Genomic DNA, 25,205 nt, shown 5'->3' with positions numbered 1-25,205 from the left:
AGCCCGCTCGATGGAGCGGGCTTGGCAGGTCGGCTGAGAGCAGGTCAGCGGCCGAAGCCACCCCGGCCACCACCACCACCGAAGCCACGGCCACCGCCGTTGCCGCCTCCACCACCGCCGTGACGGCGGCGGTTACCGCTGGCCAGGCTGTCGATGCTGGTGCGTGTTGGGTCTGGCTGGCCACCGCTCTTGATCGGCTTGCGACCGGGCAGGTCCAGGCGGGCAAACTGGGTGGTTTTCAGCGGGTCGATGTGGCGTGGCAACTCGTCGCCATCGCCACGGCGACGTTCTTGTGGTGGACGGTCACCGCGATCGCCTCGGCGTTCATCGCGTCGTGGACCTTGGCCGCCAAAACCGTGTTCTGGACGTGGGCCGCGTGGTGCGCCTTCGCCGCGCTCACCGCGTGGTCCCTGGCCTTCACCCTGATGACGGCGTGAAGGTTGACCTTGGCGCGCCGGACGTGGGCCACGGCCTTCACCCTCTGCACGGGCAGGGCGGTCGCCTTGCTTGGTCTTGTTTTCGCGGATGCGCTGCATCATGTCCTGGCGCGCGGCCTTGGCAGCTGCGGCCATCACATCGCGGCTCGGTGGGCGACCTGCGCCACCCCACAGGGTCTGTCGACCCATGGCAATGGGTTCCGCCACCTCGCCTGGCTCGGGGCCAAAGCCTTCGAGCATCTGCACCTGGATCTCTTGCTTGGTGAAGCGCTCGATCTCCATCATGAAACCTTCTTCGTCCAGGCACACCAGGCTGACGGCTTCGCCAGTGGCGCCTGCACGGCCCGTGCGGCCAATGCGGTGGACGTAGTCTTCCGAGATGTTCGGGATTTCGTAGTTCACGACGTGCGGCAAGTCCTCGATGTCGATGCCGCGCGCTGCGATGTCGGTTGCCACCAGGGCACGGATCTCTCCGCTCTTGAAGCCAGCCAACGCCTGGGTCCGTGCGCTCTGGCTCTTGTTGCCATGCAGGGCCATGGCTTTCACGCCGTTCTTGGTCAGGAAGTCGGCCACGTTATTGGCGCCGAACTTGGTGCGGGTGAACACCAGCACCTGGCTCCAGTTGTTTTTCTGGATGATGTGCAGCAGCACGTCTTTTTTCTTGTTGCGGCCCACGGGGTGGATCACTTGCGTGATGCGCTGCACCGTGGTGTTGCGGGGCGTGACCTGGATGCTTTGCGGGTCTTTGAGCAGGTTGTTCGCCAACTCACGGATCTCGTCACTGAAGGTGGCAGAGAACAGCAGGCTCTGCTTTTCCTTTGGCACCAGGGCCAGGACTTTCTTCACATCGTGGATGAAGCCCATGTCCAGCATGCGGTCGGCTTCGTCAAGCACCAAAATTTCGACTGTGGACAGGTCCAGGTGGCCTTGGCCTTGCAAGTCCAGCAGGCGGCCCGGCGTGGCCACCAGGATGTCCACGCCTTTTTTGACGCGGTTGATTTGCGGGTTCATGCCCACGCCGCCAAAAATCACGGTGGAGTCGAGTTGGAGGTATTTGCCGTAGTCACGCACCGACTCTTCGACCTGGGCAGCCAGTTCGCGGGTGGGGGTCAGCACCAGAGCGCGGATGGCTTTGCCGCCGAAGCGGTTGTTGCCGGGGGCGCTCAGACTGAGCTTGTGCAGCAAGGGCAGCGTGAAGGCGGCGGTTTTGCCGGTCCCGGTCTGCGCGCCTGCCAACAGGTCATGGCCTGCCAGCACCGCTGGGATGGCCTGTGCCTGGATGGGGGTGGGGTTCTCGTAACCGAGCTCGCGCACGGCTTGCATGATGGCCGGAGCCAGATTCAATTCTTCAAAGTTCATTCAAGGAGCGCCACACTGGCGCATGGGATCGGTCCGTTCCGTTGTGAGGTTCACAACAGCCAGTCGTGGCCGATCAGTCTCAAGGGGTGGGCATGGAAACCGCAGGCGCTTGTTTTGAGCGTTGCCTGGGTCAGGCCCCAGCAGAAATGCTGCTGTTGCAGCAACTGGTGAGCTGCAACGGCTTGCATTGTCGCACAAAGCCAGCGCGGCCGTTTGCGGGCCGGGGTACCCGCCCCGGCATGGGTTCAAACCCCAATGCACTTGCCCGGCGCTCTTGTCTAGACTGAGCAGCAGATCCATTGAAGGAAAGTACTGCATGACTTTGCGCACAGCCCACCCCCGTCGTCACCTCCTGGCCCTTGCAGCTGCCCTGGGAGCCGTGGCCCTTGCCGGTCACGCACAGGCGCAGGCACCCAAGTGGCCCTCCAAGCCCATCAAGATCGTGGTGGCCTTCCCACCCGGTGGCCTGACCGATGCGTATGCCCGCAATTACGGTGAATACCTGTCCACCAAGCTGGGCGTGCCCGTGGTCATCGAGAACAAGCCCGGTGCGGGCGCCATCATTGGCATCGACGCTGTGGCCAAAGCGCCTGCCGACGGCTACACCCTGAGCATGAGCACCTCGGGCACCTACTGGCAAAACCGCATCCTCTACAGCAAGCTGCCCTACAACCTCGACAAGGACCTCACGCCTGTGACCGTGTTCCCCTCGGGCCCGTTGGTGGTGGGTATCCACGACAAGATCCCTGCCAAGAACATGGCCGAGTTTGTGGCCTGGGCCAAAAAGAACCCGGCTTCCATGGGCACTTACGCGCCGGGCTCTTACCCGCACATGGTGGCCGACCAGACCAACCGCCAGCACGGCACCCAGATCCAGTCGGTGCACTACAAGGGCGAGGCCGCCATGTGGCTGGACGTGGCTTCGGGCCAGTCGCAAATTGCGGTGGGGAGTTTTCAGGCCTTCAACGCCATGGCGGCACGCGGCGTGCGTGCTATTGGCGTGACGGGCAGCTACCGCTCACCCAAACTGCCCGATGTGCCCACCCTGGCCGAGCAGGGCAACACCGAAAAACTGGTCACGCTTGAAGGCGGCCTGCCGCTGGTGGCCCCGGCGGGCACGCCGGAGCCCATCCTCAAGCGCCTGGCCGACGAGGCGGTGGCCTGGTCCAACACCGACAAGGCCGCCAAGCTGCGCGAGACCTTCGCCATCCCCAACAAGCCCAAGAACCTGGCCGACACCCGCAAGGACTGGGAGAGCGAAGTGCCTGTCTGGATCAAGATGGCGGTGGACTTGGGGATCAAGCTCGATTGAGCATTACGCATGTGCGGCATCTCTGAATCACAGCGGTGCAGGAGCGCAGTGCCAACAGGCGGCTGGCATGCAAAGGGCAAGATACCTCCTTTCAGCCGTTTTATCGGTTGATAGGTGCATATTCGCTATTCGCGAATGGCGAATGTTGGGTTAAACTGCACCGATGAACCGTTCTAAATCGAACCCGCAAATCGCTTTGCGCCCGCAAGACGTGGTGGTGCTGTTGCGTTTGTCCTTGAACGCAGACAGCGTGCCAACCTACGCTGCTTTGGCGCAAGAGCTCAAGCTCACGGCGTCCGAAATCCATGCGGGGGTCGATCGCGCTGTGGCCGCGCAACTGGCGCGTAAGGACGAATCAGGCAAGCCCCTGGTGTTGCTTGATGCTTTGCGTTTGTTTGTGCAGCACGGTGTGCGCTACAGCTTTCCGGCGACGCATGGCCCCATGGGGCGGGGCATGCCAACGGCGCACGCGGCTGCGCCGCTGAATAAACTGGTTGTGCAAAGCACCGATCCTGCGCCGGTGTGGCCACACAAAGACGGTCCGGTGCGGGGTGTGGCGTTTTACCCTTTGTATCCCACAGTGCCCGATGCCGCCACAAATAACCCCTCCCTGTACGAGCTGCTGGCCTTGGTGGATGCTGTGCGAGGGGGCAACATGCGCGAGCGCGCCTTGGCCATTGCCGAGCTGGATAAACGCTGGGCCAGTTGATGCAGGTGTTTAACCCTAATGATCCGAATGTGGCCATGCTGGAGCGCGTAGCCCGCAGTTTGGGGCCCGAGCTGTGCAGTCAATTTGTGTTTGTGGGTGGTGCAGCGGCTGGTTTGCTGATCACTGATTTGGCGTTGCCGCCCATTCGACGCACGGATGATGTAGACATCGTGACCAACGCCGAGGCATTGACCGACTATTACCGTTTTGAAGATCAGTTGCGTGGCTTGGGCTTTGTGCAAGACCCCAGTCACGAGGCTCCCGTGTGTCGTTGGCAGGTGGACGGTGTGGCCGTCGATTTGATGCCTACACAAGAAGAAATTTTGGGTTTCACCAACCGGTGGTATCGCATGGGCGTGTCCACTGCGCAAACACTCACGCTGCCCAGTGGGGTACCCATCCGTGTTCTGCGTGCGCCCGAGTTCATTGCCACCAAACTGGAAGCGTTCTACGGCAGAGGTGCTGGCGATTATTTGTTCAGCCACGATATGGGCGACATTGTCAGTGTGATCGATGGCCGTGCATCTTTGCTGAACGAATGTCAGGACAGCCTGGCACCTTTGCGTGCGTATTTGGCTGCACAGTTTCAGCATCTGCTGGCAGACCGCCGTTTTGTTGATGCCTTACCGGGCCACTTGCCGCCTGATGGCGCGAGCCAGGCGCGCTTGCCAGATTTGCTGATCAAGATTCAACATATTTCAGAGTTAGCCCAGACATGAGTACCCACAAGCGCAAAACAGACCAGATGAGTTTTCTCGGCTTCGAGCCCGAAGTGGCCGAAAAACCGGCCAAGCCTGCCAAGGCCTCCAAGCCTGAAAGCACCCCGACTGCAGCGGCGATCAATGCGGCAGCCACTGCCTATGCACCTTCGCCTGCTCCTGTAGCGGCCACCGTTGCCCTGCCTGTTGTGGCCGCCGTGCCGCCAGAGGTGCCGGCCGCTGTGCAGCTGCCCGCGCTGGGCACCGACCCCGAAGCCATGGCCCAGGTGCTGACGCAGCACCCCGACTTTCGCGTGCTGCGCCGTTTGCAGCCGGTGGCCGACTATGGCGGGCTGCAGGGCCAGCCCACGCAGCGGGTGATCGTGCTGGACACCGAAACCACCGGGCTGGACAGCCGCAATGAGGCCATCATCGAGTTGGCCATGCTGTCGGTACAGGTGGACACGGCCACGGGCCTGCCTGTGGGCCCGGTCACCATTTACGAGTCGTTTGAGGACCCGGGCAAGCCGATTCCGCCTGCGATCCAGGACATCACGGGTATCGACGACACCATGGTCGCGGGCCAGCGCATCGACGACGCGGCCGTGACGGCGCTGGTCCAAGCGGCCGACCTGATCGTGGCGCACAACGCCGGCTTTGACCGCCCATTTGTCGAGGCGCGTTTGCCCGTGTTCGCCACCAAGCCCTGGAACTGTTCGTTTGCGGGCATCGACTGGAAGAAAGAGGGCAGCGGCTCGGCCAAGCTGGAGTTTTTGGCGTCGGAGCGCGGCTGGTTTTACGACGCCCACCGGGCGCAGGTGGACTGCCACGCGCTGTTGCAGGTGCTGTCCACCCCGTTGGCCGACGGGCAAACCGGACTGGCGCGCTTGCTGGCCGGGGCCGGGCAAACCCGCTACAAGCTGCGGGCCACGGGCGCGCCGTTCGAGTCCAAGGACAAACTCAAGGCCCGGGGTTACCGCTGGGACGGCGAAGGCCGAGTCTGGTGGTGCTCCCTGGGCTCACAAGCCTTGTTGGACGCCGAGTGCGACTGGCTGCGCGCCGAGGTCTACGGCCAGCGCCGCGCCCGCGTGCAGCTCGAAGCCATGGACAGCCGGGTGCAGTTTTCGGCGCGGCCAGGCCAGCAGACCGACCGCGAGCTGTAGAAGTCCCGCCCCCGGGTGATGGTTGTTTTGGGGAAGTGACTCGCCAAGCTGGGATAATGCGCGGTTGCTTGCATTTTTTCAGGGTGATACATGGCTCAATACGTCTTTTCCATGAACCGGGTCGGCAAGACTGTGCCGCCCAAACGCCAAATCCTCAAGGACATCTCTCTGTCCTTTTTTCCTGGCGCCAAGATCGGTGTGCTGGGCCTCAACGGCTCGGGCAAGTCGACGCTGCTCAAGATCATGGCCGGCATCGACAAGGAGATCGAGGGCGAAGCCATCCCCATGGCGGGCCTGAAGATCGGATACCTGCCGCAGGAGCCCCAGCTCGACCCCGAACACACGGTGCGCCAGTCGGTCGAAAGCGGCATGGGCGAAGTGGCTGCGGCCAAGCAGCGCCTGGAAGAGGTGTACGCTGCCTACGCCGAAGAAGACGCCGACTTTGACGCCCTGGCTGCCGAGCAGGCCCAGCTCGAAGCCATCATCTCGGCTGCGGGTGCAGAGGGCGACTCCGAGCACCTGCTGGAAATCGCGGCCGACGCGCTGCGCCTGCCCGCCTGGGACGCTTCCATCAAGAACCTGTCTGGCGGTGAAAAACGCCGCGTCGCCCTGTGCCGCCTGCTGCTGTCCAAGCCCGACATGCTGCTGCTCGACGAACCGACCAACCACCTGGACGCCGAATCGGTGGACTGGCTGGAGCAGTTCCTCTCGCGTTTTTCGGGTACCGTGGTGGCCATCACCCACGACCGCTACTTCCTGGACAACGCCGCCGAGTGGATTCTGGAACTCGACCGGGGCCACGGTATTCCTTACAAGGGCAACTACTCCACCTGGCTGGAGCAAAAGGAAGCCCGTCTGGAGCAGGAACAGCGCACCGAAGACGCCCGCAGCAAGGCCATGAAGAAGGAGCTGGAATGGGCGCGCCAGAACCCCAAGGGCCGCCAGGCCAAGAGCAAGGCCCGTCTGGCCCGCATCGAGGAGCTGAGCGACCACGAATACCAGAAGCGCAACGAGACCAACGAGATCTTCATCCCCGTGGCCGAGCGCCTGGGCAACGACGTGTTCGAGTTCAAGAACGTCAGCAAGTCCTTTGGCGACCGTTTGTTGATTGACAACCTGAGCTTCAAGGTGCCTGCGGGTGCCATCGTCGGCATCATCGGGCCCAACGGCGCCGGTAAGTCCACCCTGTTCAAGTTGATCTCGGGCAAGGAAACACCGGATAGCGGCGAGGTGCACATTGGCCAGACCGTGAAGATGGCTTTCGTGGACCAGACCCGTGAGGACCTGGCCAACGACAAGACCGTCTGGGAAGACATTTCCGGCGGCCTAGACATCATCACCGTGGGCAAGTTCCAGATGCCCAGCCGTGCGTATTGCGGCCGTTTCAACTTCAACGGTGGCGACCAGCAAAAGAAGGTGGGCATGCTCTCCGGTGGTGAGCGCGGCCGTCTGCACCTGGCCAAGACCCTGATGCAGGGCGGCAACGTGCTGCTGCTGGACGAACCTTCCAACGACCTGGACGTCGAAACCCTGCGTGCGCTGGAAGACGCGCTGCTGGAGTTTGCCGGTTCGGTCATGGTCATCAGCCACGACCGCTGGTTCCTGGACCGCATCGCCACCCACATCCTGGCCGCCGAAGGTGACAGCCAGTGGGTGTTCTTTGACGGCAACTACCAGGAGTACGAAGCCGACAAGAAAAAGCGCCTGGGCGAAGAGGGCGCCAAGCCCAAGCGCGTGCGCTTCAAGGCGCTCAAGTAATCAGGCGTCGGCAGTCCCTCACGGGGCGGCCAGATCGGCAGCGGCGGGCCATTCGAGCCCGCCGTTTTTCATGGTGCTGGCGCTCAATACCGCACGCACGGTGGCGCGGGCCACGGCTTCGGCCGCCATCACGCACAGCACCGTCATGGGCGGCGGTGTGGCCACGCGGCCTGTGGCCAGCGCAAACAGGGTGTCGCCGTCCGAAGTGGTGTGGACCGGCTGGATGCAACGCGCCAGCCCGTCGTGCCCCACTTGCGCCAAGCGGCGTGCCTGGGCTTTGTCGAGCGTGGCATCGGTGGCGATCAGGCCGATGGTGGTTTGCGTGCCGGGCAGGATCTGCCCCGGCGTGCGTCCGGCCAGCAGCTGGGCGGTGGTGTCGGCCAGCGTGTTGTCGCTCTGGCGAGCGCCTGCCAGGATGCGGCCTGTGCCCGGGTCGACCACGTCGCCCAGCGCGTTGCAGGCCACGATGGCCCCGACGGTGAAGTCGCCCACACGGACTGAGGCCGAGCCGATGCCGCCTTTCATGGCCCCGGCCATGCCAAACATTTTGCCCACCGTGGCCCCGGCGCCCGCACCAACATTGCCCTGCGCAGGGGCCTGCCGACTGGCCGCAGCGCAGGCTGCGTAGCCCGCTGCCGCGTCGGGGCGGATGCGGGCGTCGCCCACATGCAGGTCGAACAGCACGGCGGCGGGCACGATCGGCACCCGGGCAGGCCCCACGGCCAGGCCAATGCCGTGTTCGTCGAGCCAGCGCATCACGCCGCCTGCTGCGTCCAAGCCCCAGGCGCTGCCGCCCGAGAGCAGCACGGCGTGCACGGTCTGCACCGTGTTGCCGGGCTCCAGCAGGTCGGTTTCGCGGGTGCCGGGGGCTGCGCCGCGCACGTCCACACCGCCCACCGCGCCCTCGCGGGCCATGACCACGGTGCAGCCCGTGGGGCGGCGCGGGTCGGTGAAGTGGCCGACCTCGATGCCTGCCACATCGCAAAGGCTGTCGGTGGGGGTGCTCATGCTTTGTCCAGCTGGGCGCGGGCCTTGTCGGCCCACAGCTGCAGGCTGTCCAGCAGGTCTTTCTGGCTGAAGGAGCAGCTTTCTTCGCTGAAGAGTGCCCCGGCTTCGAGCCGGTCGAGCAGGCCACCCAGCACCTCGTTGAAGCGCTCGGGCAGGGGCAGCGCGCTGCCATCGCTGCGCCATTGGCGGGTCAGTTCGTTCAAGGGGCGCTGGCCCTGCTGGCACTGGCGCAGGGTCTCGGTCATCTGGTGCAGGGTGTGGTGTGCGGTGTCCATGCGCTTGTCTCCGGGCAAAACACATTTTCGAGGCGACAATCATGCCCCATGAAAGCCAAGTCCCTCAAACCCATGCGCCTGGAAGACATTCTGTTCAGCCAGGGCTTTGGCACGCGCCGGGTGTGCGCAGGCCTGATCCAGCAAGGCCACGTCACGGTGCAAGGCCAGGTGCAGACCGATGCGGGCGAGTTTTATGCTCCAGAGGGCCTGGAATTCACCGTGCAGGGCACGGTCTGGACCTTTCACGAAAAAGCCTATGTGCTGCTGAACAAACCTGCGGGCACCGAGTGTTCGCAAAAGCCGTCGACCTGGCCCAGCATTTACACGCTGTTGCCCGCGCCGCTGCGCCAGCGCCCGCAAAAGGCAGCGGTGCAGGGCGTGCAGGCTGTTGGGCGTCTAGACCAGGACACCACCGGCTTGCTGCTGCTGACCGACGACGGTGCCTTCATCCACCGCATGAGCTCGCCCAAGCACCATGTGCCCAAGGTCTACGAGGTCACCACCAAGCACCCCGTGACCGACGAGATGGTGCAAAAGCTGCTGGCAGGCGTGGTGCTGGACGACGATCCCAAGCCGGTCAAGGCGGCAGCCTGCGCGGCGGTGAGCGAATTGCACCTGAAGCTGACCTTGACCGAAGGCAAGTACCACCAGGTCAAGCGCATGGTGGCGGCCGTGGGCAACCGGGTCGAGGGCCTGCACCGCTCGCAGATCGGCGGCATGGTGCTGGGCGATCTGGCGCCGGGGCAGTGGCGGTTCTTGACCGCAGAAGATTTGGCGCTGCTCAAGCCCTGAGCGGCTGCTGGGGGCATCGCGGCGGGGGCGCCGCTCCCACAGGGTGCTGCTCTTACAGTGCGGCGATGAACTGCTCAATGGCTTGGGCCACGGCTTCGGGCTGGTCGCGATGCGGTGAGTGGCCGCAGTCGGTGAGTTTCGTAAGGCGGGTGTGTGGCACCTTGAGCGCGATCTCGTCGATCTGCGCCAGGGTGCCGTAGGCATCGCCTTCGCCCTGGATGGCCAGCAGCGGGGCGGTGATGGTGGTCAGCTCGGGCCGGATGTCGTAGCTGCGAAACGCCGGGTTGAGCCAGGCGTCGTTCCACTGCCAGAAGGCGCAGTCCACATCGGCATGAAAAGCGGCCAGGCGCTGGCGCAGCGGACCGCTCAGGTAGGCCTCACGGGCCTCGGCGATGGCTTTCACCGAGATGTCTTCCACGATCACATGCGGGGCCATCACGATGCAGCCCACCACCGGGTGCTGGCTCGCGTGCAGCAAGGCGATGGTGCCGCCGTCAGAGTGGCCCAGCAGCAAGGGACGCGCAATGCCCAGCTGGCGCAGCAGCTCAGGCAGCACCACCCGCGCTTCGTGGTGCATGTAGTCGGGCTGCAGGCGACCATGGGCCAGGCCGTTGACCACCCGGGGCTCGCCGCGCACATCGGGGCGGGCATCCGACTGGCCATAGCCCTGACGCGAGTACACCAGCCCGGGCAGGCCCAGGCGCTGGCACAGCTTCTGGGGCCAGTCGCGCCACAAGGCCACGCTGCCCAGGCCTTCGTGCAAAAAGACGAGGGTGGGGCGCTCGGCCGGGCCGCCGATCTGCAGGGTTTCCAGCGCGATGCCGTGAACGCTGATTTGTCGCGGGTGCGTGATGTCCATCAAGATTCCTGGTGCAGGGCCGTTTACACTCGAATGCGTTTGAGAAAGCCCTGTTTGTGACCGTTTTTTACCGCATTTTCCGTTGTTTCTTCTTGGCGCTGAGCCTGCTGGCCTGCGCCCACGCCTGGGCCACCAACCCGGTGTTTGTCCTCAACTCGCTTGACGGCAACGTCAGTGTGATCGATCCGGTGAGCTGGACCGAGCAAAAGCGCATCCCCACGGGCAAAGAGCCGCACCACCTGTACCTCACGCCCGACGAAAAGTCAGTGATCGTGGCCAATGCGCTGAGCGACTCGCTCACTTTCATTGACCCGCGCACCGCCCAGGTCCAGCGCGTCATCACGGGCATCAGCGACCCGTACCACCTGCGGTTTTCGCCCGACATGAAGTGGTTCGTCACAGCGGCCAACCGCTTGAACCACATCGACATTTACCGCTGGGACGGCCAAAACCCCACGCTGGTCAAGCGCATCCCCACCGGCAAGACGCCGAGCCACTTGTGGATCGACAGCAAGAGCACCACGGTCTGGTCGTCCATCCAGGACGACGATGAGCTGATCTCGATCGACCTGGGCACGCAGACCGTGAAATCGCGCACACCCACGGGCTCCTTGCCCGCAGACGTGTTTGGCACGCCCGACGACAAAACGCTGCTGGTGGGCATGACCGGCGGCACCGGGGTTGAAATTTATGACATCTCCGGCCCACAGCCACGCCTCATCAAGATGTTGCCCACGGGCAAGGGTGCGCACGCTTTTCGCGCGCTGGGGGACAAGCGCCATGTGCTGGTGAGCAACCGCGTGGCCAACACCATCAGCCAGATCGACTACGCCACGCTGCAGGTGGTGGCGCAGTTCCCTGGCCCGTCTGGCCCGGACTGCATGGAAGTTTCGGCCGACGGCAAGTTCATCATGGTGGCGTCGCGTTGGGCCAAAAAGCTCACGGTGATTGACATCGCCACCCGCAAAGTGGTGCGCCAGGTTCCGGTGGGCAAATCGCCGCACGGGGTCTGGACGCTGGACCATGCGCCGCGCCAGTAAAACGCTGCAGCTCATGGTCGCCAGCCTGCTGGCGCTGTGGTCGGCCTGGTCGGGCAGCGTCTGGGCCGCTGTTTGCTCCCAGCCGGTTTACCTCACCTTCGACACGGGCCACATGGGCGTGGCCCCCCTGATTGCCGAGGTGCTCCAGCGCCAGCAGGTGCGTGTGACTTTTTTTGCCGCGCAGGAAAAAACCCGTGAAGGTGATGGCACGCTGGGCCAGCACTGGTCCACCTGGTGGCGCGAGCAGGCCCGCCACGGCCACGAGTTTGCTTCCCACACCTATGACCACGCCTACTGGCGCGCCGACCTGCCAGAGCAGCGTTTTCGCATCCGGCCCAGCTCGGGCAGCCAGGCCGGGCAGGACCTCAATTGGTCGGCGCAGGACTATTGCGACAACCTGCGCCAGGCGGCAGCGCGGCTGCAGACGCTGACGGGGCAAGCGCCTTTGTCTTTGTTCCGCGCGCCGGGCGGCAAGACCTCGCCCGCGCTGCTGCGTGCGGCCAAGGCCTGCGGGTTTGAGCATGTGGGCTGGGCCGAGGCGGGCTTTCTCGGCGACGAGTTGTCGAGCGACAAGTTCCCCAATGACCGCTTGCTCCAGAAAGCGCTCAAGACCATCCGCAGCGGCGACATCCTGATGGCGCATCTGGGCATCTGGTCGCGGCAAGACCCCTGGGCCCCGGCGGTGCTGGAGCCGTTGATCGTGGGCCTCAAGGCCAAAGGTCTGTGCTTTGCCACGCTGCGCGAGCACCCGCACTACCAGCGCTGGATCACCCAACATCCTTTGAAGTTGTCGGGTTTGCCTGCTTCGCCACAATGACGCCATGGATGTGTTGACCGACCTTTTCAATGGCTTGCAGCAAGCCTTGTTCGAGCAAATGGTGCAGCCCCTGGCCGTCTGGCTGGGCCAGGCCAACCTGCTGGAGCTGGCCTACGAAGGCACGGGCTGGCTGGTGGTGGGTCTGCTGCAGATCGCCGTCATGGTGGTGGTGTTCGGGCCGATGCAGCGCCTGTGGCCTGCCGAGCCTGTGCGCGACCGCCATGCTGTGCGGGTGGACATTCTGTACACCCTGATCCACCGCCTGGGCCTGTTCAAGCTGGCCATGTTCTTCACGCTCGAAGCCTGGTTTGAGCAAGGCCTGGGCCTGCTCCGCACCTGGGGCCTGCCCACTTGGCACCTGGACCAGGTCTGGCCCGGGGTGAGCGATTTGCCGCTGGTGAGCTTTTTTGTTTATCTGGTGGCGCTGGACTTGGTGCACTACTGGCTGCACCGCGCCCAGCACCAGTCGCAACGCTGGTGGGCGCTGCATTCGCTGCACCACGCGCAGCGGCAAATGACCATGTGGAGCGACAACCGCAACCACCTGCTCGATGACGTTGTGACCAGCCTGATCCTGTCAGCGGTGGCGGTGCTCATTGGCGTCGGGCCGGGGCAGTTTGTGGCCCTGGTGGCGATCAGCCAGCTCAGCGAGAACTTGCAGCACGCCAATGTGCGCCTTTGGTTTGGCCGCATCGGCGAACGCCTGTGGGTCAGCCCGCGCTTTCACCGCAGGCACCACAGCATTGGCATCGGGCATGAGTTTGAAGTGCAGGGGCGAAAAGTTCTGGGCGGGTGCAACTTCGGGGTACTGCTGCCCTGGTGGGACATGCTGTTTGGTACCGCCGACTTCCAGCTGCGCTATGACCCCACAGGCGTGCGCGACCAGGTGGAGCAGGGGCGCGACTACGGCCAGGGTTTTTGGGCGCAGCAGTGGCAGGGCTTGCTGAGGCTGATGGGCAGGGCTTGAATCATTTTTCAAAACACATATACTTGCACGTATACTTGTTTTAATGGGCGAGTCCATGTCACAAATCACGCTTTACCTCGATGACGCGACACAGGCTTTGGTGGACGAAGCGGCCAAGGCCAACGGTGTGTCCAAAAGCCGTTGGGTGGCGGACATCATCCGCACCTATGCCTCTCATGAGTGGCCCAAGGATTGCCTGAAGCTGGCCGGGCGGTTTGCCGACTTCCCGCTGCGCGAAGACGCAGCTGCTACGCAGCCCGCTGACGTGCCGCGTTTGGGCTTTTGAGGGTTTGACATGCTGGTCCTCGACAGCAACACCATCAGCTATTACTTCCGGGGTGACCCACAGGTCGTGCCGAAACTTCAAGCCGTGCGCCCCGCCGATTTGGGGGTTCCGGCGATTGTGGAGTACGAACTCCGATATGGCTTGCTGCGCCTTCCCCAAGAGGCGGCTGCTCCTCGGCTGGAGGCCTTGGCGCAACTGCTCAGACCCATGCAAATGCTGCCTTTCGATGCCGAATGCGCGGCGCATGCTGCCCGCATCCGTGCCACGTTGGAGGCGGCGGGCACGCCCATTGGCCCGCATGACACACTGATTGCGGCCACAGCGCTCAGGCATCAAGCCAGCTTGGTGACGCGCAATGCGCGCGAGTTCGCGCGTGTGCCCGGCTTGCAAGTGCTGAACTGGCATGCGGATGCTTGATGCTCAAGCGAGCAATATCGCTTGACGTGCGTTCTGCACTGGCTTGAAAGTTTTGACGGACTGCTAAGCTTGCCCCTATGCGACTCCTGATCGAATCTTTTTGGCGTGCAGCGTTTTATTGCCTGTACCCCCGCGTCATCTTTTTGTCCTTGTTGCCGCTCGTCCTCACGGTGGTGCTGGCCGGGACCTTGGGGTATTGGTTTTGGGACGGGGCCGTGGGCCAGGTGCGGGTGTGGCTGGAGGCGTCGAGCCTGCTGGGCTCGGTCTGGCAGTGGCTGGAGCAGGTGGGGGCACCCAACCTCAAGACGGTGGTGGCGCCGCTGCTGGTGATCTTTGCGGTCACGCCTGCGGTGGTGGTGGCTTCCTTGCTGGCGGTGTCGTTTTTCATGACGCCTGCGCTCACCCGGCTGGTGGCCGAGCGGCGCTTTGCAGGCCTGCAGCGCAAGCAGGGCGGCACGGCGCTGCAAAGCGTGGGCTGGACCCTGATTTCATTGTTGTTGGCGCTGGGGGCTTTGCTGCTGACCTTGCCCTTGTGGCTGGTGCCGCCGCTGGCGCTGGTCTTGCCTGCGGTCATCTGGGGCTGGCTCACTTACCGGGTCATGGCGTTCGATGTGCTGGCCGAGTTCGCCAGTCCGCCAGAGCGCCAGAGCCTGATGGCGCGGCATCGCATGAGCCTCTTGGGCATCGGGGTGTTGACGGGTCTGATGGGGGCAGCGCCCAGCCTGGTCTGGGCTTCGGGGGCCTTGTTTGCGGCGGCCTTTGTGGTCCTGATCCCGGTGGCGATCTGGATTTACACGCTGGTGTTCGCGTTCTCGTCGCTGTGGTTTGCGCACTTTGCGCTGGCCGCCTTGCATGCGTTGCGCCAAGAGGTCGTCAGCGATTTCGGCAAAGGCGACGTGGTCGATGTCACGGCCACGACGGGGATGCCTTCGCCCCACGCGGCCGAGCGTTTAGCATCGGCCCATGAACTCCCAGAACACCGCTCCGAATCCTGAGACCTCCAGGGCCGCGCCCACATTTGGCGTGATCATCATTGGCGACGAAATCCTCTCCGGCAAACGTGCCGACAAGCATTTGCCCAAGGTGATCGAGTTGCTCGGCGCACGGGGCCTCACGCTGTCGTGGGCCGAGTACCACGGCGACTCGCCCGAGCGCATCACCGCTGCACTGAAGCGGGCGTTTGCCTCGGCCGATGTGGTGTTCTCGTGCGGCGGCATCGGCGCTACGCCCGACGACCACACGCGCCAGTGCGCAGGCCGTGCCCTGGGTCAGCCGCTGGCGCTGCACCCCGAGGCCGAAGCCTTGATCCGTGAGCGCATGCAGGACACGGCGCGCGAGCAGGGCGTGCCCTACGAGCCTGACCGCGCCGACAACATCCACCGTCTCAACATGGGTGTGTTTCCCGAGAGCGCCCGCATCATTCGCAACCCATACAACAAGATCCCCGGTTTCTCGTGCGACGGCCCTGGGGGCGGCACGGTGCACTTTGTGCCCGGCTTCCCGGTCATGGCCTGGCCGATGATCGAGTCGGTGCTGGACGCGCATTACAGCGACTTTTTCCAGCGCCATGCGCATGTGGAGAAATCGGTGATCCTGTTCGGCTCGATGGAGGCGACCCTCACGCCGCTGATGGAGACCATCGAGGCTCGGCACCCCGGCGTGAAGGTGTTCAGCCTGCCCAGCGTGGATCACCCGCAATGGGGGCGTCACATCGAACTGGGTGTCAAAGGCGAGCCACAGGCTGTCGACGCGGCTTATGCCGACCTGCGCTCGGGGCTGGAGCCGTTTGGCTTGCAGTACGGCCCGGAATTGGTGCGACAGGTTTGATTGCACCAAAATAAAGCATAATTGCACCATGTTGGTGCTTTCGTGATGGGGCATTTTTTGGTCTTCGTCCATGGAATTCGGCTTGGGTGAAGGCACAATCACGGGTTGTTCTAGGTCGGATGTTCGGTGCACAAGTTGGCACAGAAACTGCAAGACCTGACAGTACGTTTAACCAACCCTTTCCAACCAGGAGAATCTGATGGCCAAGACCGTCGCAGACGTGATGAAGATGGTGAAAGAGAACGAAGTCAAGTTCGTTGACTTCCGTTTCACCGATACCCGTGGCAAGTGGCAGCACATCACTGCGCCCGTGTCGCAGTTTGACGAAAGCAAGTTCGAAGACGGTCAAGCCTTCGACGGCTCTTCGATCGCTGGCTGGAAGGGCATCGAAGCCTCTGACATGCTGTTGATCCCCGATCCCAACAGCGCCATCATCGACCCCTTCTTTGAAGAAGTCACCCTGGTCCTGATCTGCGACGTGATCGAGCCCACCGACGGCAAAGCCTACGAGCGTGACCCACGTTCGATCGCCAAGCGCGCCGAGACTTACCTCAAGCAGTCTGGCCTGGGCGACACCGCCTACTTCGGTCCAGAACCAGAATTCTTCTTGTTTGACGACGTGCGTTGGAGCACTGAGCCCAACAACACCTTCTACGCCATCGACGAAGCCGAAGGCCCATGGAACAGCGGCACCAAAATCGAAGGCGGCAATTCCGGCCACCGTCCTCGCGTCAAAGGCGGCTACTTCCCAGTGCCGCCCGTGGACAGCACGCACGACATGCGCAGCGAGATGTCCCTGATCCTCGAATCCGTGGGCATCCCGGTTGAAGTGCACCACCACGAAGTGGCTGGCGCTGGCCAGTGCGAAATCGGCACCAAGTTCTCGACCCTGGTCGAGCGCGCCGACTGGACACTGCTGCAAAAGTACGTGATCCACAACGTGGCCAACGCCTACGGCAAAACCGCCACGTTCATGCCCAAGCCCTACGCTGGCGACAACGGCTCCGGCATGCACGTTCACCAGTCCATCTGGAAGGACGGCAAGAACCTGTTTGCAGGCAACGGCTACGCTGGCCTGTCCGAGTTCGCGCTGTACTACATCGGCGGCATCATCAAGCACGCCCGTGCCTTGAATGCCATCACCAACCCCGGCACCAACAGCTACAAGCGTCTGGTGCCTCACTTCGAAGCGCCTGTGAAGCTGGCTTACTCGGCCAAGAACCGCTCGGCTTCGATCCGTATCCCCAATGTGGCTTCCGACAAGGCCCGTCGCGTGGAAGCCCGCTTCCCCGATCCACTGTGCAACCCTTACCTGGGCTTTGCGGCCCTGCTGATGGCTGGCTTGGACGGTATCGAGAACAAGATCCACCCCGGTGAAGCTGCGACCAAGGACCTGTACCACCTGCCTCCAGAAGAAGATAAACTGGTGCCCACCGTTTGCTCCAGCCTGGACCAGGCCCTGGAAGCTCTCGACAAGGACCGCGCCTTCCTGACCAAGGGCGGCGTGTTCACCGACGCCTGGATCGACTCCTACATCGACCTGAAGATGCAAGAAGTCACCCGCGCTCGCGTGGAAGTGTCTCCTGTCGAATACGACATGTACTACTCGCTGTAATCCTCCATGCGGAAGATTGCACCGCACAGTGCAGAAAAAGGACGGCTCAGGCCGTCCTTTTTTTTCTGGGGCAGCGCCATGCTGCTGTGCGCTGTTGCGGGCACTCCGGTGCTCGCGCAAGAGCAGGTCTACCGCTGCGGTCAGGAATACACCAACGCCCCTAAGGAGGCAAGCCGCTGCGAGCGGTTGTCACCGCAATCGGTGACGGTGATCCCAGGGCTCAAGCCTGCACGGATGGACGCCACCGCGCCCAGCGCGCAGCCCGTGGTGCTCGGCGTGGGTACCCCAGCTGCGGTCGCGCCCGCACCCTCGGGTGCCACTTGGCATGTGGACGCACCACAAAGGCAACGCGACCAGCAAGCGCGCACCATTGTGGCCACAGAACTGGAAAGAACCCGTCAGCGCCACGCCGAGCTGGTGCAGGAATACAGGCAGGGCGCCCCTGCCAAAACAGAAGCAGATGCGGCCAGCCCGCAGAAATACCAGGAGCGTGTGGCCCAGCTCAAAGCCGCCATCGAGCGCCATGAGCGCGACATGGACAGCCTGCAGCGTGAGCTGGCCCGCAGACCTGCGCCCTGATGGTTGAACCCATGAAAATGCCCAGCCCCAATCCCCGATTTCAGGCCTTTGATCTATTGGCCACGCCTGTGGCGGTGCTCGATGTGCAAGGCGCCATCTTGTCCGTCAACGCCGCACTCGAAGATGTGCTGGGCCAGTCGCGCCGCACCTTGCATGGGGTGTCCTTGATCGAGCAGTTTGTGGACCCGCAGCCCATGATCAACGCCCTCATGGGGGTGCGGGCCAACGAATTTGCGGCGCTGCGCTACGAGGCCTTGCTGCGCCGCATCCACCACGAAGACGCCTTGCCCGTGCACGTCATTCTGGCGCCTTCAGACCAGGCCAACGAAGTGATCGTTGAATTGCTGCCCGTGGAGCAACAGACCCGCCAGGAGCGCGAAGAGCGCCAACTGGAGCAGGCCAAGGCCAACAAGGAGCTGATCCGCAACCTGGCCCACGAGATCAAAAACCCGTTGGGGGGTATACGCGGCGCGGCGCAGTTGCTGGAGATGGAGCTGGAAAGCAAAGACCTGACCGAATACACCCAGGTCATCATCCACGAGGCCGACCGCCTGCAGACCCTGGTGGACCGACTGCTGGCCCCGCACCGCCGCCCACATGTGGTGGGCGATGTGAACATCCACGAGGTGTGTGAACGGGTGCGCTCGCTGATCCTGGCCGAATTCCCCAAGGGGTTGACCGTGGTGCGCAACTACGACATCTCGATCCCCGAGTTCCGGGGTGACCGCGAGCAGCTCATCCAGGCCGTGCTCAACATCGCGCACAACGCGGCGCAGGCCCTGCATGAGCGCATTGCGCAAGGCGATGGCCGCATCGAATTGAAGACCCGGATCCTGCGCCAAGTCACCTTCGGCAAGCAGCGTTATCGCCTGGCATTGGAATTGCATGTCATTGACAACGGGCCTGGTGTACCAGACTCGATCAAGGACCGCATTTTCTTCCCGTTGATCTCGGGGCGCGAAGGCGGCTCGGGCCTGGGGCTCACGCTGGCACAAACCTTTGTCCAGCAGCACCATGGCCTGATCGAGTGTGACAGCGAGCCCGGTTGTACGGATTTCAAGATTTTGATTCCGCTGCCCTGAACTTGAGAAAGCCCACATGTCGATGAAGCCGATCTGGATCGTAGACGATGACCAATCCATCCGCTTCGTGCTCGAAAAAGCACTGTTGCGCGAAGGCCTGCCGACACGCAGCTTCACCAACCCCCGCGAGGTGCTCAAGGCGCTGGACGCCGAAGGCCCCCAAGGCGGCCCCCAGGTGCTGGTCAGCGACATCCGCATGCCCGGGGGCTCGGGCCTGGATCTGCTGACCGCCATCAAGCAGCGCCTGCCCAATCTGCCGGTCATCATCATGACCGCCTTCTCGGACCTGGACAGCGCCGTCTCGGCCTTCTCCAGCGGCGCCTTTGAATACCTGCCCAAGCCCTTTGACCTGCCCAAGGCGATCGAGCTGATCCGCCGTGCGGTGGACGAGGGCAAACGCGACGAAGTCGCCGAAGAGCAGATCACCGAAACCCCCGAAATGCTGGGCCAGGCCCCGGCCATGCAGGATGTGTTTCGCGCCATCGGCCGCCTGGCGCAAAGCCATGTGACGGTGCTCATCACGGGCGAGTCCGGTTCGGGCAAGGAGCTGGTGGCCCGCGCCTTGCACAAGCACTCGCCGCGTGCGAGCGGTCCGTTTGTGGCGATCAACACCGCCGCCATCCCCAAGGACCTGCTGGAGAGCGAACTCTTCGGGCACGAGCGTGGTGCGTTCACCGGGGCGCAGGCCTCACGCCGTGGCCGCTTCGAGCAGGCCGATGGCGGCACGCTGTTCCTGGACGAAATCGGCGACATGCCGTTTGACCTGCAGACCCGCTTGCTGCGTGTGCTGTCGGACGGCAACTTCTACCGCGTGGGTGGGCACAGCGCCGTCAAGGCCAATGTGCGCGTGATCGCCGCCACCCACCAGGACCTGGAGCAGCGCGTCAAGGAAGGCGTGTTCCGCGAAGACTTGTTCCATCGCCTGAACGTGATCCGCCTGCGCTTGCCTGCCTTGCGTGAGCGGCGCGAAGACGTGGCCATGCTCACGCGCTACTTTTTGCAGCGCAGCGCGCAGCAGCTGGGCGTGGAGCCCAAGCGCATCGCCGAGTCGGCGCTGGCACAGCTGTGCAATTTTCAGTTCCCCGGCAACGTGCGCCAGCTGGAAAACATCTGCCACTGGCTGACCGTGATGGCGCCAGCCCAGGTGATTGAATGCAAGGACTTGCCGCCCGAGGTGTTGCAGTCGGCAGAAGCTGCGGCTGCATTGCCAGCGGCCACTGTGCCTTCGCCCGCGGCGGCCTTGAGCGATGTGCCACCTGCCAGCGTGGACGGCATGGTAGCTGCACCACTCGCGCCCGAGCCTGCTGTGGCTGCGCCCAGCGCGTGGGAAACCGCGCTCGACACCGAGGCCCTGCAACTGCTGGAGAGCGGACGCACCGATGTGTGGGACGTGCTGACACGGCGTTTTGAAACCCGGATGATCCAGGCCGCTTTGTTCACCACCCGCGGGCGGCGCATCGAAGCGGCGCAAAAGTTGGGCATTGGCCGCAACACCATCACCCGCAAGATCCAGGAACTCGGCATCGAGGAGTGAACGTGCATTGCCGATTGCTGTGGGCGCTGCGCCCCCGCAGCGATAGGGTGTTTGCAGTCCACACAGAATCGCCGCGAGGGCGCGGCCCCCACAGGGGCGCGATCAGTTTTTGCGGGCCACCCAGTAGGTGGCGCCTTCCGGACCGTATTGCTCGGCATGCGGTTCTTCGCGAGCTACGGTGAACTCGTCCCCCGTGGTCAGGTAGCGTTTCTGGCTTTTGCCGCTGGCATCGGTTTGGGTCAGCCACATCTGCCCGGCCGTGACACGCGCCTTGACGCCAAACGGGTGGGTGTGCGTGTCGAGCACCGTGTTCGGTTCCCAGCTGCGCTCCAGCACCTCGTCAAAACCTTCGGCCAAGGCTTGCTGTTTGAACGCTTCAAATGACATGGCGGGCTCCTCGGTGAAATGGCCATAGGGGGCGTGGGCCGTCCAATCGGTTGGCGCGGAAAAATCCATGGGTACATTGGTGAACGGGTGCGCAAAAGCCAGCGACTGCGCGTGCAGCATCAGGCGCGGGCACAGTGCCCGCACCGGGGCAGGCGCGTACAGCGCGTCGCCCAGCATGGGGTGGCCGATGCTTTGCATGTGCACCCGCAGCTGGTGCGTGCGGCCCGTGACCGGCTCCAGCTCCACCATGGTGGCGGTGCTGCTGCTTTGCAAGGCGCGCCAGCGGCTGCGGGCGTGTTTGCCGTCGGGGTGAACGATGTGCAGCGGGCGGCGCTCCCAATCGAGCAAGATGGCCCCGTCGATGGTGCGCCAGCCTTCGGCGTCGCTTGGCTCGTGCTGCTGGGTTTGTTCGGGTTGGCCCGCCACCACGGCCACATAGCGCTTGTGGACTTGGCGCGTTTCAAACAGGCGGCTCATGCGGCGCTGCGCCTCGATGCCCCGCGCCATGACCAGCAGGCCCGAGGTGTCCTGGTCCAGTCGGTGCACCACCAGCGCCTCGGGGTAAACCGCTTGCACGCGGCTGGCCAGGCAGTCTTGCTTGTCCGGGCCACGCCCGGGCACCGACAGCAGGCCGCTGGGTTTGTGCAGCACCAGCAGGTGTTCGTCTTCGTGAATGGGTGTCATGGCCAGCGGCTTTCAGCAGGCGATCAAGCGGCTTTGGCCAGGGGCTGGTCCAGCACCACGTTTGACAAAGGCCGCGCCACGCAGGGCAGCACATAGCCTTCGGCCTTTTCTTCGGCCGACAGACCGGGCCACTCGATGGTGTAACTCACCTCACCGCTGATGAGCTGGCACAGGCAGGTGCGGCACGTGCCGTTGCGGCAGGAGCTGGGCAACTGCACCCTCGACATCTCGGCAGCTTCGAGCAGCGTCAGGTCGCCTTCCACGTCGAATTGCAAATCGGCGGGCAGCACGCGTGCGGTGAAGGTCTGGAAATTCTCTGGCATCGTGTGAGGGTGGGGCGGCAGTCCGGGAGGCTGACTTGTGGGCCCGTCAAAGCACAAAGCCGCGCAAGCGGCTTTGTGTAGACGGTGCTTGCGCAGGTGCTTATTTCACCTCGGTGACGAATTTCTCGCGTGGGCGGCGCACCTTTTTGAGGTTGGCCAGCCAGTCGCCTTCTGCGGCGCGGTAGCCCAGCGGCACGATCACGACGCTGCGCAGACCGCGTGCGGCCAGGCCCAAAATTTCATCCACAGCGGCGGGCACAAAGCCTTCCATGGGTGTGGCGTCGACTTCTTCAAAAGCCGCCGAGATCAGCGCAGCGCCCAGGGCGATGTAGGCCTGGCGGGCGGCGTGCTCGAAGTTCACTTCGGCAGAGCGGCCTGGGTAATTGGCCAGCAGCATCTTGCGGTAGTTTTCCCAGCCTTCGTTGGTGCCACCGCGCTCGGCGTTGGTGAAGTCGAAGTAGGTGTTGATGCGCTCGGCGGTGTAGTTGTCCCAGGCGGCGAACACCAGGAGGTGCGAGCCTTCGGTCACTTGGGCCTGGTTGTGGGCTTTGGCCTGGATCTGGGCACGCAGCTCAGGGTTGGTCACCACCAACACTTCAAACGGCTGCAAGCCGCTCGATGTGGGGGCCAGGCGGGCGGCTTCGACGATGCGGTCCACTTTGTCCTGGGGTACGACCTTGGAGGGGTCCATTTTTTTGGTGGCGTAGCGCCATTGCATTTTCTTGAGCAAATCGGACATGGTTCTTCCTTGTTTTTGATACGGATGCGTGGATTGTCTCTGAAACCCTAATCCACCTGCTGCCATGTGCCCGTGGGCAGGTCACGCAGGTGATACGGCCCAATGGCGATGCGGATCAGGCGCAGCGTGGGCAGACCCACCGCCGCCGTCATGCGGCGCACCTGGCGGTTGCGCCCCTCGCGGATCGTCAGTTCCAGCCAAGAGGTCGGAATGTTTTTGCGCTCCCGAATCGGCGGGGTGCGTGGCCACAGGTCAACGGGCGGCTCTACAGCCCGGGCACGGGCGGGCAGGGTGGGGCCGTCGTTCAGCGTCACGCCCCGGGCCAGGGCGGTCAGCGCCTGCTCGTCCACCACGCCTTCGACCTGCACCAGGTAGGTCTTTTCCATCTTGAAGCGCGGATCGGCAATGCGGGCTTGTTCTTTGCCGTCGTCGGTGAGTAGCAGCAAGCCCTCGCTGTCGGCGTCCAGCCGCCCGGCCACATACACCCCGGGCAGGTCGATGTGGTCTTTGAGTCCCTGCCAGCGCCCCTCGGGGGTGAACTGGCTGAGCACGCCATAGGGCTTGTTGAAACGGATCAGCATGGGCGTGAGCGTATCAGGTCGTCGGTTAGCATCCTCCGCATGAGTTCCCAATACGAATGCCTCAAAACGGCCGATCTGTACGAAGCCTTTGGCGTCGCTGCCCCCGCCCAACTGCTGGGCAAAGCCGTCTGGCCCCGCCAGCCTGGCCTGTTCATCCGCAAGGCGCAGGTCGAGCTGACCGAGCCCGTGGCCGACACACCCGCAGTGCTGGAACTGGCCCAGGGCCAATACGGGCTGGTGCCGCCTTGGGTCAAGTCGGCGTCAGACGCCAAGCTGCGCTCCACCAAGCTGGTCAACGCCCGGTCGGAGACCGTGACCACCTCCACCAACTTCCGCGACACCTGGCTGCAAGGGCAGCGCTGCATCATCCCGATGCAGGCCTTCATTGAAGACGACTGGCGCAGCGGCAAGGCCGTGCCCACCCGCATTGCCCGTGTGAACGGCAAGCCCATGGGTGTGGCGGGACTCTGGGAGCGCTGGCACAAAGACGGCGAAGAAATCATCAGCTTTGCCATGCTGACGGTGAACGCCAACAGCCACGAGCTGATGCGCCGTTACCAGCAAAACGGCAACGAAAAGCGCATGCCCGCCATCTTGAACGAAGGCGCGTACAGCGCTTGGCTGACGGCCCCGATCGACAAGGCCAAAGAGTTCATGCGGACCTATTCGGCCAGCCTGCTGCTGGCCAACCCGGTGCAGAAAAAGTAAAGCCCGCCTTACAACGACTGCTGGTAGCGCGCCAGCATCTGGGCCTGGGTTTCGGCCTCGATCTCCTCGCCCTTGAAGGCGAGGATCTGGTCGCGCAGCATCTCGGCCATGCTGGGCATCTGCGCCCGGTCGGTCTGGTGCGAGGCGTCCCACAGCTTGGAGCGCATGAAAGCCTTGGCGCAATGCAGGTACACCGACTCCACCGTCAGGCGGATCACCAGCGCGGGCGTGCGCCGCGCATCGGCACACCGCGCCAAGTCAGCCGGATCGGTTGACAGCACAGCGCGGCCATTCACGCGCAAAGTCTCGTCAAAGCCCGGCACCATGAACAAAGTGCCCAGGCGGCCCGTGGCGACGATGTTCTCCAGCGTGTCCAGCCGGTTGTTGCCCGGTGCATCAGGCAGCAAGAGTGTCTGTGCATCCAACACCTTGACGAAGCCCGCATCGCCCCCGCGCGGCGACGCGTCCATGTGCCCATCTGCATCGCTGCTGGCCAGCACCACAAAGGGCGACAAGCCAATGAAGCGCACCGCATGCGCGTCGAGCGACGGGATTTCTTTTTTGACCGAACGCTCACGGGCGGGGCCGTAGAGCTGGCGCAGGGCGGTTAGGGTGGAGATGTGCATGGTTGCTATGCAATTTTTGAAAGGAATTCGTTGACTTGCTGCGCGGCTTCGTCGTAGCGGGGTTGGTAGTTCAAGGTGTCAATCGCCTCAAACTGAGCGGACAGCACTGTCCGCCTCTGTTCAAGCTGCGACAAAAAAGCCTCACGGTGGCGCGTCAGATAAGGCGCAGCCGTGATTAAGGAATCCGGTTCACGTTCGATCACCAAAGCCAAATCGAACAGATCACGGGCTGTGGCCCGGTCGCCGCGATGCCACAGTTTTTTGGCGACGATTTCCGCTGAGGTCTCAACTTTGACTTGGCGGCCCAGCAAGGTCCACTCTTCAAATGGTTGTGCCGTCAGATTGGGCGAAGCCACAAAATCAATTTCACCCTCTGGGCGCAGCAGCTTCACATAGCCAGCACCTTCTACATAGTCTTGCGACACACTTTCAGCTGCATCGTTCAGCCGAGGCGTCACAAAACCCAGGTACTGTGGATCGGGCACAAAGATATCGATGTCTTTGCTTAACCGGTGCTGGTGTCGCAGCATCAACACCGTGCCGCCGCCAAACGTCCAGAACGGATCAGCGATGCCCCGCAGCGCAATCTCATCGATCAGCGTGAAGGCATGCGGCAACAAAGT

The 25,205-nt window shown here is 63.5% G+C and carries 28 protein-coding genes; 18 read left to right on the top strand and 10 right to left on the bottom strand.

Annotated elements, in window-relative coordinates:
• Nucleotides 1-44 precede the first annotated feature (44 nt).
• Nucleotides 45-1,796, bottom strand: coding sequence for a DEAD/DEAH box helicase (locus IC609_RS01030; RefSeq protein ID WP_191817603.1), 1,752 nt, complete (start codon nt 1,794-1,796; stop codon nt 45-47).
• A 316-nt stretch (nt 1,797-2,112) separates the two neighbouring features.
• On the opposite strand from IC609_RS01030, the gene IC609_RS01025 reads away from it, so the two are divergent.
• The 5 genes from IC609_RS01025 to ettA all read left to right on the top strand — a co-directional run bounded on the left by IC609_RS01025 (nt 2,113) and on the right by ettA (nt 7,436).
• Nucleotides 2,113-3,108 carry a Bug family tripartite tricarboxylate transporter substrate binding protein gene (locus IC609_RS01025; protein ID WP_191817602.1) on the top strand — a complete coding sequence of 332 codons (996 nt, stop codon included), beginning with the start codon at nt 2,113-2,115 and terminating at the stop codon, nt 3,106-3,108.
• A 163-nt stretch (nt 3,109-3,271) separates the two neighbouring features.
• Nucleotides 3,272-3,817 (top strand): hypothetical protein, encoded by a 546-nt coding sequence (locus IC609_RS01020; protein ID WP_191817601.1) that lies wholly within the window; start codon nt 3,272-3,274, stop codon nt 3,815-3,817.
• Complete coding sequence (locus IC609_RS01015; protein WP_191817600.1) at nt 3,817-4,536, top strand: hypothetical protein; 720 nt, start codon at nt 3,817-3,819, stop codon at nt 4,534-4,536. The genes IC609_RS01020 and IC609_RS01015 overlap by 1 nt, the downstream gene beginning before the upstream one ends.
• The gene (locus IC609_RS01010; protein ID WP_225223941.1) at nt 4,533-5,678 is read left to right on the top strand and encodes a 3'-5' exonuclease; all 1,146 of its coding nucleotides are present in this window, start codon (nt 4,533-4,535) and stop codon (nt 5,676-5,678) included. The genes IC609_RS01015 and IC609_RS01010 overlap by 4 nt, the downstream gene beginning before the upstream one ends.
• 90 nt (nt 5,679-5,768) lie before the next feature.
• Complete coding sequence (gene ettA, locus IC609_RS01005) at nt 5,769-7,436, top strand: energy-dependent translational throttle protein EttA (RefSeq protein ID WP_191817599.1); 1,668 nt, start codon at nt 5,769-5,771, stop codon at nt 7,434-7,436.
• Nucleotides 7,437-7,454: 18 nt separating this feature from the next.
• Here the strand turns inward: ettA and IC609_RS01000 are convergent, their stop codons facing one another.
• Nucleotides 7,455-8,444 carry a P1 family peptidase gene (locus IC609_RS01000; RefSeq protein WP_191817598.1) on the bottom strand — a complete coding sequence of 330 codons (990 nt, stop codon included), beginning with the start codon at nt 8,442-8,444 and terminating at the stop codon, nt 7,455-7,457.
• Nucleotides 8,441-8,719, bottom strand: coding sequence for a hypothetical protein (locus tag IC609_RS00995; protein ID WP_191817597.1), 279 nt, complete (start codon nt 8,717-8,719; stop codon nt 8,441-8,443). Before IC609_RS00995 ends, IC609_RS01000 begins: the two co-directional genes overlap by 4 nt.
• 72 nt (nt 8,720-8,791) lie before the next feature.
• Here IC609_RS00995 and IC609_RS00990 point away from each other — a divergent pair, with 72 nt between their 5' ends.
• Nucleotides 8,792-9,511 (top strand): pseudouridine synthase, encoded by a 720-nt coding sequence (locus IC609_RS00990; protein ID WP_191818849.1) that lies wholly within the window; start codon nt 8,792-8,794, stop codon nt 9,509-9,511.
• 52 nt (nt 9,512-9,563) lie between these two features.
• On the opposite strand, the gene IC609_RS00985 is transcribed toward IC609_RS00990, so the two are convergent.
• The gene (locus IC609_RS00985; protein ID WP_191817596.1) at nt 9,564-10,370 is read right to left on the bottom strand and encodes an alpha/beta fold hydrolase; all 807 of its coding nucleotides are present in this window, start codon (nt 10,368-10,370) and stop codon (nt 9,564-9,566) included.
• 92 nt (nt 10,371-10,462) lie between these two features.
• Here IC609_RS00985 and IC609_RS00980 point away from each other — a divergent pair, with 92 nt between their 5' ends.
• The 11 genes from IC609_RS00980 to ntrC all read left to right on the top strand — a co-directional run bounded on the left by IC609_RS00980 (nt 10,463) and on the right by ntrC (nt 20,534).
• Nucleotides 10,463-11,410: a YVTN family beta-propeller repeat protein gene (locus IC609_RS00980; protein ID WP_225224030.1), complete on the top strand. Its 948-nt coding sequence runs from the start codon at nt 10,463-10,465 to the stop codon at nt 11,408-11,410.
• A 13-nt stretch (nt 11,411-11,423) separates the two neighbouring features.
• A complete protein-coding gene (locus IC609_RS00975; RefSeq protein ID WP_191818846.1) occupies nt 11,424-12,227 on the top strand; it encodes a polysaccharide deacetylase family protein in 804 nt (267 codons plus the stop codon).
• Nucleotides 12,228-12,231: 4 nt separating this feature from the next.
• On the top strand, nt 12,232-13,194 hold the full coding sequence (locus IC609_RS00970; RefSeq protein WP_191817595.1) for a sterol desaturase family protein: 963 nt from the start codon (nt 12,232-12,234) through the stop codon (nt 13,192-13,194).
• A 55-nt stretch (nt 13,195-13,249) separates the two neighbouring features.
• Nucleotides 13,250-13,480 (top strand): ribbon-helix-helix domain-containing protein, encoded by a 231-nt coding sequence (locus IC609_RS00965; RefSeq protein ID WP_191817594.1) that lies wholly within the window; start codon nt 13,250-13,252, stop codon nt 13,478-13,480.
• Nucleotides 13,481-13,489: 9 nt separating this feature from the next.
• On the top strand, nt 13,490-13,897 hold the full coding sequence (locus tag IC609_RS00960; protein WP_191817593.1) for a type II toxin-antitoxin system VapC family toxin: 408 nt from the start codon (nt 13,490-13,492) through the stop codon (nt 13,895-13,897).
• A 77-nt stretch (nt 13,898-13,974) separates the two neighbouring features.
• A complete protein-coding gene (locus IC609_RS00955; RefSeq protein ID WP_191817592.1) occupies nt 13,975-14,892 on the top strand; it encodes an EI24 domain-containing protein in 918 nt (305 codons plus the stop codon).
• Nucleotides 14,861-15,724, top strand: coding sequence for a competence/damage-inducible protein A (locus IC609_RS00950; RefSeq protein ID WP_191817591.1), 864 nt, complete (start codon nt 14,861-14,863; stop codon nt 15,722-15,724). The genes IC609_RS00955 and IC609_RS00950 overlap by 32 nt, the downstream gene beginning before the upstream one ends.
• A gap of 199 nt (nt 15,725-15,923) precedes the next feature.
• Nucleotides 15,924-17,339: a type I glutamate--ammonia ligase gene (gene glnA / locus IC609_RS00945; protein WP_191817590.1), complete on the top strand. Its 1,416-nt coding sequence runs from the start codon at nt 15,924-15,926 to the stop codon at nt 17,337-17,339.
• A gap of 6 nt (nt 17,340-17,345) precedes the next feature.
• The gene (locus IC609_RS00940; protein ID WP_191817589.1) at nt 17,346-17,918 is read left to right on the top strand and encodes a hypothetical protein; all 573 of its coding nucleotides are present in this window, start codon (nt 17,346-17,348) and stop codon (nt 17,916-17,918) included.
• Nucleotides 17,919-17,935: 17 nt separating this feature from the next.
• The gene (glnL, locus tag IC609_RS00935) at nt 17,936-19,000 is read left to right on the top strand and encodes a nitrogen regulation protein NR(II) (RefSeq protein WP_408611007.1); all 1,065 of its coding nucleotides are present in this window, start codon (nt 17,936-17,938) and stop codon (nt 18,998-19,000) included.
• Nucleotides 19,001-19,022: 22 nt separating this feature from the next.
• Nucleotides 19,023-20,534: a nitrogen regulation protein NR(I) gene (gene ntrC, locus IC609_RS00930; protein WP_191818845.1), complete on the top strand. Its 1,512-nt coding sequence runs from the start codon at nt 19,023-19,025 to the stop codon at nt 20,532-20,534.
• A gap of 102 nt (nt 20,535-20,636) precedes the next feature.
• On the opposite strand, the gene IC609_RS16235 is transcribed toward ntrC, so the two are convergent.
• From IC609_RS16235 to IC609_RS00910, 4 genes are all read right to left on the bottom strand, one after another.
• Nucleotides 20,637-21,605 carry an RluA family pseudouridine synthase gene (locus IC609_RS16235; RefSeq protein WP_191817587.1) on the bottom strand — a complete coding sequence of 323 codons (969 nt, stop codon included), beginning with the start codon at nt 21,603-21,605 and terminating at the stop codon, nt 20,637-20,639.
• A gap of 23 nt (nt 21,606-21,628) precedes the next feature.
• On the bottom strand, nt 21,629-21,928 hold the full coding sequence (locus IC609_RS00920; protein WP_191817586.1) for a 2Fe-2S iron-sulfur cluster-binding protein: 300 nt from the start codon (nt 21,926-21,928) through the stop codon (nt 21,629-21,631).
• Between the two features lie 100 nt (nt 21,929-22,028).
• A complete protein-coding gene (locus IC609_RS00915) occupies nt 22,029-22,667 on the bottom strand; it encodes an NAD(P)H-dependent oxidoreductase (RefSeq protein WP_191817585.1) in 639 nt (212 codons plus the stop codon).
• A gap of 47 nt (nt 22,668-22,714) precedes the next feature.
• Nucleotides 22,715-23,248 (bottom strand): pseudouridine synthase, encoded by a 534-nt coding sequence (locus tag IC609_RS00910; RefSeq protein ID WP_191817584.1) that lies wholly within the window; start codon nt 23,246-23,248, stop codon nt 22,715-22,717.
• 39 nt (nt 23,249-23,287) lie between these two features.
• Here IC609_RS00910 and IC609_RS00905 point away from each other — a divergent pair, with 39 nt between their 5' ends.
• A complete protein-coding gene (locus IC609_RS00905) occupies nt 23,288-23,956 on the top strand; it encodes an SOS response-associated peptidase (RefSeq protein ID WP_191817583.1) in 669 nt (222 codons plus the stop codon).
• A gap of 8 nt (nt 23,957-23,964) precedes the next feature.
• Here the strand turns inward: IC609_RS00905 and IC609_RS00900 are convergent, their stop codons facing one another.
• On the bottom strand, nt 23,965-24,582 hold the full coding sequence (locus tag IC609_RS00900; protein ID WP_191817582.1) for a pyridoxamine 5'-phosphate oxidase family protein: 618 nt from the start codon (nt 24,580-24,582) through the stop codon (nt 23,965-23,967).
• Between the two features lie 5 nt (nt 24,583-24,587).
• On the bottom strand, nt 24,588-25,199 hold the full coding sequence (locus IC609_RS00895; RefSeq protein ID WP_333473613.1) for a nucleotidyl transferase AbiEii/AbiGii toxin family protein: 612 nt from the start codon (nt 25,197-25,199) through the stop codon (nt 24,588-24,590).
• Nucleotides 25,200-25,205: the final 6 nt, after the last annotated feature.

Origin of the sequence: Limnohabitans radicicola, assembly GCF_014837235.1 — a bacterium.
Classification (GTDB): Bacteria; Pseudomonadota; Gammaproteobacteria; order Burkholderiales; family Burkholderiaceae_C; genus Limnohabitans_A; species Limnohabitans_A radicicola.
Note: the sequence above shows the minus strand (reverse complement) of the source record. Positions and strands in the feature narration are given on the sequence as shown.

What these genes read in the sequence shown, in the direction of transcription:
- IC609_RS01030 (WP_191817603.1), bottom strand. Translation starts at nt 1,796, where the DNA reads ATGAACTTTGAAGAATTGAATCTGGCTCCGGCCATCATGCAAGCCGTG.
- IC609_RS01025 (WP_191817602.1), top strand. Translation starts at nt 2,113, where the DNA reads ATGACTTTGCGCACAGCCCACCCCCGTCGTCACCTCCTGGCCCTTGCA.
- IC609_RS01020 (WP_191817601.1), top strand. Translation starts at nt 3,272, where the DNA reads ATGAACCGTTCTAAATCGAACCCGCAAATCGCTTTGCGCCCGCAAGAC.
- IC609_RS01015 (WP_191817600.1), top strand. Translation starts at nt 3,817, where the DNA reads ATGCAGGTGTTTAACCCTAATGATCCGAATGTGGCCATGCTGGAGCGC.
- IC609_RS01010 (WP_225223941.1), top strand. Translation starts at nt 4,533, where the DNA reads ATGAGTACCCACAAGCGCAAAACAGACCAGATGAGTTTTCTCGGCTTC.
- ettA (WP_191817599.1), top strand. Translation starts at nt 5,769, where the DNA reads ATGGCTCAATACGTCTTTTCCATGAACCGGGTCGGCAAGACTGTGCCG.
- IC609_RS01000 (WP_191817598.1), bottom strand. Translation starts at nt 8,444, where the DNA reads ATGAGCACCCCCACCGACAGCCTTTGCGATGTGGCAGGCATCGAGGTC.
- IC609_RS00995 (WP_191817597.1), bottom strand. Translation starts at nt 8,719, where the DNA reads ATGGACACCGCACACCACACCCTGCACCAGATGACCGAGACCCTGCGC.
- IC609_RS00990 (WP_191818849.1), top strand. Translation starts at nt 8,792, where the DNA reads ATGCGCCTGGAAGACATTCTGTTCAGCCAGGGCTTTGGCACGCGCCGG.
- IC609_RS00985 (WP_191817596.1), bottom strand. Translation starts at nt 10,370, where the DNA reads ATGGACATCACGCACCCGCGACAAATCAGCGTTCACGGCATCGCGCTG.
- IC609_RS00975 (WP_191818846.1), top strand. Translation starts at nt 11,424, where the DNA reads ATGGTCGCCAGCCTGCTGGCGCTGTGGTCGGCCTGGTCGGGCAGCGTC.
- IC609_RS00970 (WP_191817595.1), top strand. Translation starts at nt 12,232, where the DNA reads ATGGATGTGTTGACCGACCTTTTCAATGGCTTGCAGCAAGCCTTGTTC.
- IC609_RS00965 (WP_191817594.1), top strand. Translation starts at nt 13,250, where the DNA reads ATGTCACAAATCACGCTTTACCTCGATGACGCGACACAGGCTTTGGTG.
- IC609_RS00960 (WP_191817593.1), top strand. Translation starts at nt 13,490, where the DNA reads ATGCTGGTCCTCGACAGCAACACCATCAGCTATTACTTCCGGGGTGAC.
- IC609_RS00955 (WP_191817592.1), top strand. Translation starts at nt 13,975, where the DNA reads ATGCGACTCCTGATCGAATCTTTTTGGCGTGCAGCGTTTTATTGCCTG.
- IC609_RS00950 (WP_191817591.1), top strand. Translation starts at nt 14,861, where the DNA reads ATGAACTCCCAGAACACCGCTCCGAATCCTGAGACCTCCAGGGCCGCG.
- glnA (WP_191817590.1), top strand. Translation starts at nt 15,924, where the DNA reads ATGGCCAAGACCGTCGCAGACGTGATGAAGATGGTGAAAGAGAACGAA.
- IC609_RS00940 (WP_191817589.1), top strand. Translation starts at nt 17,346, where the DNA reads ATGCGGAAGATTGCACCGCACAGTGCAGAAAAAGGACGGCTCAGGCCG.
- glnL (WP_408611007.1), top strand. Translation starts at nt 17,936, where the DNA reads ATGCCCAGCCCCAATCCCCGATTTCAGGCCTTTGATCTATTGGCCACG.
- ntrC (WP_191818845.1), top strand. Translation starts at nt 19,023, where the DNA reads ATGAAGCCGATCTGGATCGTAGACGATGACCAATCCATCCGCTTCGTG.
- IC609_RS16235 (WP_191817587.1), bottom strand. Translation starts at nt 21,605, where the DNA reads ATGACACCCATTCACGAAGACGAACACCTGCTGGTGCTGCACAAACCC.
- IC609_RS00920 (WP_191817586.1), bottom strand. Translation starts at nt 21,928, where the DNA reads ATGCCAGAGAATTTCCAGACCTTCACCGCACGCGTGCTGCCCGCCGAT.
- IC609_RS00915 (WP_191817585.1), bottom strand. Translation starts at nt 22,667, where the DNA reads ATGTCCGATTTGCTCAAGAAAATGCAATGGCGCTACGCCACCAAAAAA.
- IC609_RS00910 (WP_191817584.1), bottom strand. Translation starts at nt 23,248, where the DNA reads ATGCTGATCCGTTTCAACAAGCCCTATGGCGTGCTCAGCCAGTTCACC.
- IC609_RS00905 (WP_191817583.1), top strand. Translation starts at nt 23,288, where the DNA reads ATGAGTTCCCAATACGAATGCCTCAAAACGGCCGATCTGTACGAAGCC.
- IC609_RS00900 (WP_191817582.1), bottom strand. Translation starts at nt 24,582, where the DNA reads ATGCACATCTCCACCCTAACCGCCCTGCGCCAGCTCTACGGCCCCGCC.